12 protein-coding genes and 1 pseudogene are annotated in these 11,667 nt (G+C 48.1%); 12 read left to right on the top strand and 1 reads right to left on the bottom strand.

Features of this window, described 5'->3' with window-relative positions; all coding sequences use genetic code 11:
* The first annotated feature begins 180 nt into the window (after window positions 1–180).
* From KVG29_RS07985 to KVG29_RS08005, 5 genes are read left to right on the top strand one after another with little or no spacing between them, the layout of a single operon-like run.
* Window positions 181–1,065 carry a branched-chain amino acid ABC transporter permease gene (locus KVG29_RS07985; protein WP_252227705.1) on the top strand — a complete coding sequence of 295 codons (885 nt, stop codon included), beginning with the start codon at window positions 181–183 and terminating at the stop codon, window positions 1,063–1,065.
* Between the two features lie 6 nt (window positions 1,066–1,071).
* A complete protein-coding gene (locus tag KVG29_RS07990; RefSeq protein ID WP_252227706.1) occupies window positions 1,072–2,043 on the top strand; it encodes a branched-chain amino acid ABC transporter permease in 972 nt (323 codons plus the stop codon).
* Between the two features lie 3 nt (window positions 2,044–2,046).
* The gene (locus KVG29_RS07995) at window positions 2,047–2,832 is read left to right on the top strand and encodes an ABC transporter ATP-binding protein (protein WP_252227707.1); all 786 of its coding nucleotides are present in this window, start codon (window positions 2,047–2,049) and stop codon (window positions 2,830–2,832) included.
* Window positions 2,825–3,529, top strand: a complete 705-nt coding sequence (locus tag KVG29_RS08000; protein WP_252227708.1) for an ABC transporter ATP-binding protein — start codon at window positions 2,825–2,827, stop codon at window positions 3,527–3,529. Before KVG29_RS07995 ends, KVG29_RS08000 begins: the two co-directional genes overlap by 8 nt.
* A 4-nt stretch (window positions 3,530–3,533) precedes the next feature.
* On the top strand, window positions 3,534–4,175 hold the full coding sequence (locus KVG29_RS08005; protein WP_252227709.1) for a CBS and ACT domain-containing protein: 642 nt from the start codon (window positions 3,534–3,536) through the stop codon (window positions 4,173–4,175).
* A gap of 169 nt (window positions 4,176–4,344) precedes the next feature.
* Here KVG29_RS08005 and KVG29_RS08010 read toward each other — a convergent pair.
* Window positions 4,345–4,924, bottom strand: a pseudogene (locus KVG29_RS08010) (RNA-guided endonuclease InsQ/TnpB family protein); the annotation flags it as partial.
* Between the two features lie 171 nt (window positions 4,925–5,095).
* Between KVG29_RS08010 and KVG29_RS08020 the strand changes: the two are divergent.
* The 7 genes from KVG29_RS08020 (at window position 5,096) to KVG29_RS08050 (ending at window position 11,358) form a co-directional block, all read left to right on the top strand.
* A complete protein-coding gene (locus KVG29_RS08020; RefSeq protein WP_276576464.1) occupies window positions 5,096–5,470 on the top strand; it encodes a sigma-70 family RNA polymerase sigma factor in 375 nt (124 codons plus the stop codon).
* Window positions 5,463–5,966 carry a hypothetical protein gene (locus tag KVG29_RS08025; RefSeq protein WP_252227712.1) on the top strand — a complete coding sequence of 168 codons (504 nt, stop codon included), beginning with the start codon at window positions 5,463–5,465 and terminating at the stop codon, window positions 5,964–5,966. The genes KVG29_RS08020 and KVG29_RS08025 overlap by 8 nt, the downstream gene beginning before the upstream one ends.
* Entirely contained in the window at window positions 5,935–6,378 is a 444-nt protein-coding gene (locus KVG29_RS08030; protein ID WP_252227713.1) for an LPXTG cell wall anchor domain-containing protein, read from the top strand. Before KVG29_RS08025 ends, KVG29_RS08030 begins: the two co-directional genes overlap by 32 nt.
* A gap of 380 nt (window positions 6,379–6,758) precedes the next feature.
* Window positions 6,759–7,937: a coenzyme F420-0:L-glutamate ligase gene (locus tag KVG29_RS08035; protein ID WP_252227714.1), complete on the top strand. Its 1,179-nt coding sequence runs from the start codon at window positions 6,759–6,761 to the stop codon at window positions 7,935–7,937.
* Window positions 7,938–8,214: 277 nt separating this feature from the next.
* Window positions 8,215–9,687, top strand: a complete 1,473-nt coding sequence (locus tag KVG29_RS08040; protein ID WP_252227715.1) for an NAD(P)/FAD-dependent oxidoreductase — start codon at window positions 8,215–8,217, stop codon at window positions 9,685–9,687.
* Between the two features lie 2 nt (window positions 9,688–9,689).
* On the top strand, window positions 9,690–10,955 hold the full coding sequence (locus KVG29_RS08045; protein ID WP_252227722.1) for an NAD(P)/FAD-dependent oxidoreductase: 1,266 nt from the start codon (window positions 9,690–9,692) through the stop codon (window positions 10,953–10,955).
* 16 nt (window positions 10,956–10,971) lie between these two features.
* Window positions 10,972–11,358 carry a DUF1667 domain-containing protein gene (locus KVG29_RS08050; protein WP_252227716.1) on the top strand — a complete coding sequence of 129 codons (387 nt, stop codon included), beginning with the start codon at window positions 10,972–10,974 and terminating at the stop codon, window positions 11,356–11,358.
* Window positions 11,359–11,667 lie beyond the last annotated feature (309 nt).

An 11,667-nucleotide genomic window follows, 5' to 3' on the forward strand; every position in this document is an offset into this window, starting at 1 on the left:
TGTCCTCACTTATATGCGTTTAAGCACAGCATGTGTGTCTCATTTAGGCCAGTGCGGAGGATATAGATGTATAGGGTGTGCAGAACGTGGTTGAGGTTTGGCGTCAAATCTGTATTGTTTTGCTTTGTTTGCTAAAATATTACGGATATCACGAAAATACCAAGAAAGAAGGGAGAGCTGGTGGAACAGCTGTTACAGCAGATCGTCAATGGTATATCGTTGGGAAGCATATACGCGCTTATCGCCTTGGGGTATACAATGGTATATGGCATTATAAAGCTGATCAATTTTGCGCACTGCGATATATACATGATAGGCGCTTATGTAGGGTATGTGTGCATGGCTAAGCTTGGGTTGGGCTTTGTACCGTCCCTCCTTGTTTCGATGCTGGTTTGTACCTTGCTGGGCGTTGCAATCGAAAAGATTGCCTACAAGCCATTGCGTAACGCTACAAGGATCGCCGCACTTATAACCGCTATAGGCGTGTCGCTGTTTTTGGAGTATACCACCATGTTCTTTGCCACCGCAAACGTGAGGACCTATCCCCCCATGACCGGCTTTATGGCAAAGACGTTTAAATTGGGAGATGTGGTGATTTCGGCTCAGCAGATTCTGATTGCAATCATAACTATTATTTTGATGGTACTGCTACAGCTTATCGTAAAAAAGACCAGGATTGGCAAGGCAATGCGTGCCGTTTCTCTGGATAAGGACGCTGCCGAGCTTATGGGCATCAATGTAGATTCCACCATTTCGTTTACCTTTGCTTTGGGGTCGGCTCTGGCCGGTGCAGCGGGGATTTTGGTTGGCGTGTACTATAACTCCATCAATCCGCTGATGGGCGTTTTGCCGGGCCTTAAGGCCTTTGTCGCCGCAGTCTTTGGAGGTATCGGCATAATTCCAGGTGCCATGCTGGGCGGATATGTCATAGGCATCGTAGAGGTTTTTGTGGCGGGATTAGGATATTCCATGTACAGGGATGCGGTGGTGTTTGCCATTCTGATATTGATTCTTATCGTAAGGCCGGCAGGACTGCTTGGTAAAAATACCAGGGAGAAGGTGTAGCAAGAGATGAAGGGGATACTGAGTGCTCAATTTACAAGGAGACTTATTCTCGTTGTCTTGACTTATGTGATTGTTCAGCTGCTTATTTCTGTTAATATTATAAATGATTACTTGCAGGCGACGCTGACCACCATCTGCATAAACATCATATTGGCTGTGAGCCTTAATCTGATTACGGGGTTTACCGGACAGTTTTCGCTGGGGCATGCCGGCTTTATGTCCATAGGGGCTTATACATGTGCTCTGCTTATCCTTAAGGATCCCACCCTGCCCAACTTTCTGCTTGGTACTCTGCTGGGGGCTTTGCTGGCGGCGCTGGTTGGTTTTCTGGTTGGATTGCCCACATTGCGCCTTCGAGGGGACTACCTGGCCATTGCCACGCTGGGAATGGCAGAGATCATCAGAATCATGTTTATCAATATGGATAAAATCACCAATGGCCCGCGAGGTTTGAGTGGTATACCCAGATTTGTTAACTGGACGTGGCTGTTTATCTTTACAGTTGGAACGGTGCTGCTGATAAGAAACTTTTTGAGGTCATCCCATGGAAGGGCCTGTATAGCCATACGCGAGGACGAGATCGCAGCCGAGACCATGGGAATCAATACCACATGGTACAAGGTTCTGGCTTTTGTAATAGGGGCTTTTTGTGCGGGTATAGCGGGAGCGCTGTATGCTTCATACTTTTATTTTATAAAACCCGACCTGTTTGGCTTTTTAAAGTCGGTGGATATTCTGGTCATGGTGGTACTCGGAGGGTTGGGGAGCATATCGGGATCGATTCTGGCGGCAATTTTGCTGGCCGTTATATCCACGTTGCTTCAGTCGTTTTCCGAAATCCGTATGATACTGTATGCTCTCATCTTGATTGTAATAATGATATTCCGGCCTCAGGGTTTGCTGGGCTCAAAGGAGATTTCTCTCTCTGTATTTAACAGGTTGAGCAGGTTGTTTGCGTTTGAAAAGGAGGAAAAATAAATTATGCCGCTACTGAAGGTGCACAAGCTCACAAAATCGTTTGGCGGGTTGACAGCCGTTTTGAATGTAAGCATGGAACTTAAGCAGGGCGAACTGGTAGGGTTGATCGGTCCCAACGGTGCCGGCAAGACCACCGTGTTCAACCTTTTAACCGGCGTTTACGTCCCAACCAGCGGCAGCATTATTCTGAACAAAGGCGGCGCCGAGCAGGAGCTACAGGGGCTGAAGCCGCACAGGATATGCAAAGCGGGAGTGGCAAGGACGTTTCAAAATATCCGTTTGTTTAAGGATCTGACGGTGTTTGATAACGTGCGCATCGCGATGCATAAAAACGTGCGGTACGGGCTGCTGTCCAGCTTTTTGCATCTGCCGTCGTACCACAGGGAAGAAAAGCGGATCAGCGAGGCCACAATGGAACTGCTCAAGATCTTCAAGCTGGACGGCAAAAAGGATGAGTATGCCAAAAACCTTCCCTATGGAGAACAGCGCCATCTGGAGATCGCGCGGGCATTGGCTACCAACCCCAGCCTGTTGCTGCTGGATGAGCCGGCTGCGGGGATGAATCCTGCCGAGACTGCTCAGCTTACCGAGCTGATAAAGTGGATCAGGGAGAAGTTCAACCTCACCATTCTTCTGATCGAGCACGACATGTCCCTGGTCATGAAGGTTTGTGAGCGCATCTATGTACTGGATTACGGAATATTGATTGCTGAGGGTACTCCGGATGAAATCAGGTCAAACAAGAGGGTCATAGAGGCGTATTTGGGAGAGGATGTTGGCGATGCTTGAAGTTAGGAATCTCCATGTGCATTTTGGCGTAATACACGCATTGAAAGGGATCTCTTTGACGGTCAACGATGGGGAGATTGTAACCTTGATAGGTGCCAACGGTGCGGGAAAAACCACCACGTTGCGCACCATATCAGGTTTGAAGAAGCCCACCGGCGGCGAGATTATACTGGACGGCGTGGACATAACCAATACCTCCGCACAAGAAAGGGTCAAGATGGGTATCTCCCATGTGCCCGAGGGACGGCGCGTCTTTTCTAACATGACGGTTTTGGAAAACCTTGAGCTGGGGGCCTATCTTCGGAAGGATAAAGAAGGAATTGCAAAGGATTTAAAGAAAGTGTTTGACCTCTTCCCGGTGCTGGCTGACAGGCGAAAGCAACTGGCCGGTACCCTGTCTGGAGGTGAACAGCAAATGTTGGCAATTGGTCGAGCTTTGATGAGCCGTCCCAAAATTTTGTTGCTGGATGAGCCTTCCATGGGCCTTGCACCCTTGTTGGTTCAGGAGATTTTTAATATAATAAAAGATGTAAACAGCAATGGAACGACGGTGCTGTTGGTGGAGCAAAACGCAAGGATGGCGCTGCAGATCGCACATCGCGCTTATGTAATAGAGACAGGGAGGATTGTGTTGGCGGGCCCCGGTGCCGAACTGATGGAGAGCGAAGAGATTAAAAAAGCCTATCTAGGGGGTTAATGTTATGTTTGTTAAAAACAGGATGACCACCAATCCGTTTACTATTTCTCCTGATCAAACCATTCCGGATGCGCAGGAAATCATGATGAAACATGGCATAAGACGGCTGCCGGTTGTCAAAGACGGCAAGCTGGTGGGCGTGGTCACAAAAGAGGACATCGAACGGTATTCGCCTTCCAAGGCAACTAGCCTCAGCATGGGAGAGATCACCTATTTGCTATCCAAAACCAAGATAAAGCAGATCATGACCAAGGATCTGGTTACCATATCGCCCAACGCCCTTTTAGAAGAGGCAGCCACGCTCATGCGGGATCAAAAGGTAGGCTTTTTGCCGGTGGTAGACGGGAATAAGCTGGTGGGTATTATAACCGAGAGCGATATCTTCGACGCTTTTATTGAACTGCTGGGCTTTCGTGAGCGTGGTACTCGGCTTACCGTCGAAGCATCAGACGAACCTGGGATTTTGGCTAGGCTGACAGGCATTTTTGCGCAGTACGGCGCAAACATCACTCGTGTGGCGGTTTACCGTGGAGCAGATGGTACCAGCAGCGTTGTGGTGGGTATAAACTCTTTCAACACTGAAGATATAGAGAAAACGCTGGAGGAAAACGGCTTTAGGATACTGTATAAGCTGCAGAATGAGTAGGCGTGATTGTACATGCTTTCCTGCTGAATTATGGCAGGAAAGTTTTTTTATATGAGGGAAATATACGCTTAATTGTGTAGAAGGGAGAGAAAAGTTTATATGACAAAAACGGGTTTTTTTGACTTCTCCCCGCCCTGGAAGGGGCGAGGATTCTTGACAGCTCCGAATTTCAGGCCGTCTTCCCTACTGGGTGGATATTCCACTCAATAGGGCAACACAGGTGTGGTGTGTACCTCACACCTGTGGGGCAAGCCAATAGCCCTACTACCAGGCTTAAAGAGCCTGTATACTTTCTGTATATGTTTATCGCTCCCACTCCATCCCTGTGATATCTAAAACCACAGCTTTTGCATTCATAGTTCCTGTTTTCTGGCTTGTTTTTGCTACCACACACAGGACAAGTTTGTGATGTCCCATTTTCTTTTATAAATTTGACTTCTATCCCCACAAACTCGGCTTTCTCTTCTATCCTTCTTGCTACTCTTCTAAACATCCATTGATGGATTTTTTGATTCGGTACTTTCCCATGTCTTGCCCCATTCCTTATACCCTTCAAATCACCTAATACAATTGTCCCTATACCATTTTTAATACAATACCCTACCAAATAAGATGTGTATTTTTCCAACATCTCTAATTTGATTGTTAACTCTTCTCAATACTTCCCTCTTTGCTCTCAAAAGCTCTTTGAATTTTCTTGAATCTTTCTGACACTTAGATAGTTTTTGCTGAAATTCTCCAAGTTTTTTCTTGTAGATGCTCTTTATAAGGAATTGCGGTAAATCTGCCATTAAACAGATAGTCAGTAGTGGGTGTATGAATCACCCTCACACTTTTCATGAAGCAACTAGCAACTACTTCTATGGCTGGGGTAGTTCACCTTAAGATAGGCTATTATAACGGTAGCCTATTTTTTTATTTTGGCGCCTTTAAAAGGGGAGAGCAGCGAAAGGACGTGGATCATGAGAATAACTATAAACGTGTGCAAGGATATGCTGCGCAGTTCATGGATTAGAAAGGTGATATTGACCGACTGGCACGGCTACCGGCACGATGAGGGTGAAGTAGAAACCAGAGTTGAAGATATGGACCAGGGACGAACGTTGTTTGAGGCGGTACTATCGCTGCCGCCGGCCTTCAAAGATGTGGTAATACTCTACTATTACCAGGGCTATTCTACATCGGAGATAAGCAAAATTTTGAAGGTAGCAGAGGGAACGGTTAGGAGCCGGTTGTACAGAGCAAGGGAGCTTTTAAAGAAAAAGCTAGAAGGGAGTGCTGACCTTAATGAATGATTTCCAAAGATTTAGGGATATCGCGGATGAGATTATGAGAGATATAAAGCCTAGTCAGGAATTGAAGCAAAGGACTTTGAACAGGTATAAAAAAGAAAAAAAACGTATTGGGCATAGCAGATTATTATTGGCGGCGTGTGTTGTACTGATGTTGGTGGTGGCCAACGTTTGGGAGCTCATTTTACCGCAACAGGAACCGGATGAACCACCTCAAGCCAATACACTGCTGGGGACTGATGAGGGGATGCAACCTCTTGTAGGCGTATCGGAAGGTGACGATGAAATGGCGTATGAGATAAAGACACTGGAGGATGCCAAAAGGCGTTTCGGAGATTCTTTTCTCGTGCCCTCCTATGTTCCCACTGGTTTTGAGCTCGACGATATATACGCCTATGGGCATGACCAAAGTGAAGCGAACAAGATTGTCCTTACTTATACCTCAGGTGATAAGTCCTTTACGATAATTGAGAAAAAGGCACCTATGGGATCAGAATGATCAAGTCAGACAGGGTGAATCGCCTGAAGAGCAAAGAGGAATCGATGATGAGCTACTCGAAAAGCAAAGGGAAATCAATGCATATCTGTTTGAACAGCACAAGGATGAAATTGCCAAGATGGGATTTACTGTAACCCATACGGCACCGGCGGATGGCTATGTAGAAATAGGTATCACGCCCTACAAGGAGGAGTATGCTGAATACCTCTACGGGATATTCGGCAGGGACATGGTTAAGGTGGTAGAAGGGCAACAGATACAGCTTTACACTACCGATACAGCTACTGCAGTGCATACTCAGGCCTTACCTGAGACGAATTCGCATGCTGTAATTGTAGCTGTGGCAGGCGCAATTGTGGTTGTTGCCGGTGCGGCTTTCATACTTCACAGGCGCAGAGTTGTAAACAAGTAAACCGCTCTGCCGCCTTTCCAAGTCAACCTCACTCACATGCATTTGATGGTAACTCTGTAGCTAAACGAGGGCAGGTTAAAAAGCAGTCTATCAACTTAAATGGCTAGATACTGGCGTAGAACAGGTTGTTACAGAATTACCGAATATATGTTGAAAAGCAGCCAGTGAAACTTTAAGGCCCCTTTCATGCGAAAGGGGCCTTTTGGCGTGATAAAAATAGCTTATACTTGTAATAATTTTTAATAATTGGATTTATGGTTGCCAATGGTATATAATCATATTCGAGTGCCATCATTAATCTTTTGTAAATATCTTTATCTGTTGAAATATTGGCAGTACAATTGGCGTAGCATAAAGATTGGTGAAGTGGAGGTATGCAGATGAGGACGGTAGGCACACAGGCAAGGGGCATACGCTTGCCCATAATAAACAAAGGCGATGACCTGGTGGAAATCGTTGCCAAAGCGGTTGTGGAGTCCAGCCGGGCTGAAGGATACCAATTGAACGATAGGGATATAGTGGGGGTTACAGAGTCGGTAGTGGCCAGGGCTCAGGGGAATTATGCCACCATTGATCAGATCGCAGAAGACGTGGCAGCAAAATATCCTGATGGTGAAGTGGGAGTGGTGTTTCCGATACTCAGCCGCAACAGGTTTTCGATGCTGCTCTTGGGCATCGCCAGAGGGGTTAAGAAGGTTTACCTTCAGCTGAGCTATCCTTCCGACGAGGTGGGCAACCCCATCCTCACCTGGGATGAGCTGGACGAGAAAGGGATCAATCCCTATACGGATACATTGACGGAAGAGGAGTTCTATAAATATTTTGGGCACGGAGCAATTCATCCCTTCACCGGCATAGACTATATAAAATACTACAAAGAGCTTGTGGAAGGGATTACCATAATATTTTCAAATGACCCGAGGGCGATATTGAGGTACACGCCACACGTGCTGGCCGCCGACATACACACCCGTTTTAGAACCAAGCGCCTGCTGAAACAGGCGGGAGCCAGGACGGTCTATGGGCTGGACGATATCTTGACCCGACCGGTCAACGGCAGCGGTTATCATCCACAGTATGGCTTGCTGGGCTCGAACAAGGCTTCCGAAACCACCGTCAAGCTTTTCCCCAGGGATGGAGAGGAGTTTGTGAACCGGCTGCAGGCGCGGCTTAAAGAGCTGACTGGCAAGCACATGGAAGTAATGATATACGGCGATGGAGCCTTTAAGGACCCAGTAAGCGGCATATGGGAGCTGGCAGATCCCGTGGTGTCGCCCGCATACACAAAAGGGCTGGAGGGTACCCCTAACGAGGTTAAGCTGAAATATCTGGCCGACAATATGGATGACAAGGAAAACATCGAGGAAAAGATAAGAGAAATTATAAGGTCCAAGGATAAAAACCTTGTGGGGCGCATGATATCCCAGGGTACCACTCCTCGACGTTTGACCGACCTTTTAGGAAGCCTTTGTGACCTGGTGAGCGGAAGTGGCGATAAGGGCACGCCTGTGGTACTCATTCAGGGATACTTCGATAATTATGCTACTGATGGTGAATGAACGGCTTGAATTGTTGTTGACAGCTTACTGCGAGGGTGGTATATTATCCTCAGAAGAATCATATAGTTTAGAATCAAATCGCCGGGAAAGCCCACTCTTTTAAGTGTGGGATGAAAGGCGGTTTAATGTAGTAGGGATGGAAGCCCATCTTCTTCAAAGGTGAGAGGAGGTCATTGTAATAAATAGTGGCTAGAGATGTGTGAGAGCCATATTAGTCAGGCTGTTTACAGCTTGATTAATATGGCTTTTTTCGTATGAGGGGAGGGGAAGAAACCAAATGTTTGATGTAGCCATTATCGGTGCGGGGGTTGTAGGCTGCAGCATAGCCAGGGAGCTTGCCAGGTACAAGCTGGATGTATGCGTTTTGGAAGCAAAGTCTGATGTGGCCATGGGGAGCTCGGGTGCCAACAGCGGCATCGTGCATGCGGGCTATGACTGCAAGCCGGGGACGTTGATGGCGCATCTCAATGTCGTGGGCAATGCCATGTATGATGACATAGCCCGGGAATTGGACGTCCCTTTCAAGCGAAACGGTTCGCTGGTTTTGGCATTCACCGATGACGACATGTCAACTCTTAAGCGCTTGATGGATCAGGGCATAAAGAACGGCGTAGCTGGCCTTAAGATCTTACCTGCTGAAGAAGTGCTCAAGATGGAGCCCAACTTAAATTCTTCCATCAAAGCGGCACTGTGGGCTCCCACGGGAGGCATTACATCCCCCTTTGAAGTTACCATCGCCATGGCAGAGAATGCCGCCGACAACGGCGTACAGTTTTATCTCAACCATGCTGTTTTATCCATTCAAAGGCACAGCGACGGCAAATTCCACATTGAAACCTCAGGCGGAACCTTTATCGCTCGGTATGTGATAAACGCAGCGGGCATAAACAGCGACTTGATAAGCCAGATGGTAGGCGATGATTCATTCCGCATACACCCGCGCAAGGGAGAATACTGCCTGTATGACAAAAAGTGGGGGAGCTTGGTCACCAGCACCATATTCCAGCCGCCGTCGGGGCTTGGCAAAGGCGTACTGGTTACCCCTACCGTGGACGGCAACCTGCTCATAGGGCCAAACGCTGTGGATATACCCCAGAGGGATGACGTATACACCACCTCAGATGGTTTGAGCTTTGTATATCAAAAAGCGCTGGAGTCGGTGCCTTTCCTGCCAAGAAACGACGTTATAACCGAGTTTGCGGGATTGAGGGCCATAGCCGATGGGGAGGACTTTATAATCCGTCCTTCCCGCAGGGCGGAGGAGTTCATTCAGGTGGCGGGGATTTGCTCGCCAGGGCTTTCGGCCGCCCCGGCAATAGGCAGGTATGTGGCAAGCATTTTAAACGGCGTTATGCAAAGAAACGGCCATAGGCTGGAGCCTAAGAGGGATTTCAACCCCTATCGCAGGGGTATAAGCCGTTTTAGCGATGCCGACTGGCATACCCGGGAGGAGCTCATAAAGAAGGACCAAAGGTTTGGACGCATAATATGCAGGTGTGAGATGGTGACCGAGGGAGAGATAGTGCAGGCCCTTCACAGGAATCCGCCGGCGCTTACGCTAGACGCGGTAAAGCGGAGGACCAGAGCAGGTATGGGGCGCTGTCAGGGAGGATTTTGTACGCCGCGCATTATGGAGATAATGGAGAGGGAGCTGGACATCCCCATGGAGCAGATAACCAAAAAAGGGGATGGCTCCAGGATTGTGATGGGGAAGATCAAAGAATTTTTGGGGGAGGATGCAGGATGTTGAGCATGAAAGCTGATGTGGTGGTCATAGGAGGGGGACCGGCCGGACTGGCAGCGGCTTTGTCCTGTCACAGATACGGCATACGGGACATCATCATACTCGAGAGGGATTCACACCTGGGAGGGATACTCCAGCAGTGTATCCATAATGGGTTCGGGCTCCACTGGTTTGGCGAGGAGCTTACCGGCCCTGAGTACGCCCAAAGGTTTATCGACCAGGTTGAAAAGGCGCAAATCCCTTATCTCTTGGATACCATGGTGGTGGACATTGATGAGAACAAAAGGGTCTATGCCGTAAACCCCAAGCATGGGGCGATACAGATACAAGCCAGAGCGGTGATACTCGCGATGGGATGCAGGGAAAGGACCAGGGGTGCCCTCATGATCCCTGGAGGGCGACCGGCAGGGGTGTATACGGCAGGCATGGCTCAGAGGCTCATCAACATAGAGGGATATATGCCGGGACGGGAAGTCGTTATACTGGGTTCGGGGGATATTGGGCTTATAATGGCCAGGAGGCTTACTTGGGAAGGCGCCAACGTCAAGATGGTATGCGAGATCATGCCCTATTCCACCGGGCTTATCAGAAACATAAGGCAGTGCCTGGAGGATTACGGCATTCCCATAAGATTCAAGCACACCGTCATAAAGATTCACGGGGGGGATAGGCTTGAAGGGGTGACCGTCGCCCAGGTGGACGATGAGCGACGGCCCATTCCGGGCACCGAGGAATACGTGTCTTGCGATACTCTTCTCCTATCGGTGGGCCTGATACCCGAGAACGAGCTCAGCCAGAAAGCCAACGTACAGCTTGACCCTGTGACAGGAGGGCCGGTTGTGGACGAGTACCGGCAGACCAGTGTACCGGGGATCTTTGCCTGTGGCAATGTGCTACATGTTCACGACCTGGTGGATTATGTAAGCGAAGAGGCCGAGATTGCTGGATACGGTGTATGGCGGTATTTGAACGGCCTGGCCTCTCAGCACGGCCAGCATGTGGATGGGCGGGTTAAAATAGAGACAGGATACGGGATACGCTACGTTGTTCCCCAGAGGATTTCGGGAGAAGAGGATGTAGAGCTGTTTTTCAGGTCGGATAATATATATGCTGATGGCGTGGTAGAATTGACTGACGGGCAGGAGGTATTGGTTTCTAAAAGGTTTTTGCGCATCGTTCCGGGGCAGATGGAGCGGTTTAAAATAAAAAAACAGGCTTTGCCTGGCATAAAGCCTGGTGATAGGCTGATAGTGAGATGGAGAAACCTTGGGTGAAGGGGGGTAAACGTCCATGGAACTGATATGCATACTGTGTCCCCGGGGTTGCAGAATGCAGGTTGAACCCAGCGGAGACTACCAGTGGGAGGTAAAGGGCAACGGATGCGGCCGGGGCAAAGACTACGCTGTTCAGGAGATGACCTGCCCGTTGCGCACCCTTACCACATCGGTGTGGGTGGAAGGGGGAACCCATAGGCTGGTGTCTGCAAAGACAGACAGGAGCATTCCAAGGGATAAGATAATGGAGGCCTTAAAGCAGACAAAAGGGTTGAAGGTCAAGGCTCCTGTAAACATAGGCGACGTGTTGCTTCACAATATAGCAGATACAGGCGCCAATTTGATTGCCACTCGAAAGGTGGATAAAGTGCAGCTTTACGTGTTGTTTGATTGTATAAGATGAAGTTTTGTTGCTAGGTTATGATAATAAAAATATTTGAATAAACTACCGTACCTAATCATGCAAAATTTTTTACTTTAAATATTTTTGATAGCGTTATATTTATTTTACATAAATTGGCAATTAGATACTGGAAAATTATTAACAGCGCTGAGGAGTAAAAATTTTTCGGGCTAATTGTAGGATAAAATACGCCAATCTCTTTCAAAAAAGTGCTAAATATGGTATAATAATACTATAAAAAGTCAGCAAAATAGCACTTTTGGGAGGGGATTGGGGTTGGCAACAAGAAAAGAAAAAAGAGAGGCAGAA

Origin of the sequence: Caldicoprobacter algeriensis, assembly GCF_023838525.1 — a bacterium.
Classification (GTDB): domain Bacteria; phylum Bacillota; class Clostridia; order Caldicoprobacterales; family Caldicoprobacteraceae; genus Caldicoprobacter; species Caldicoprobacter algeriensis.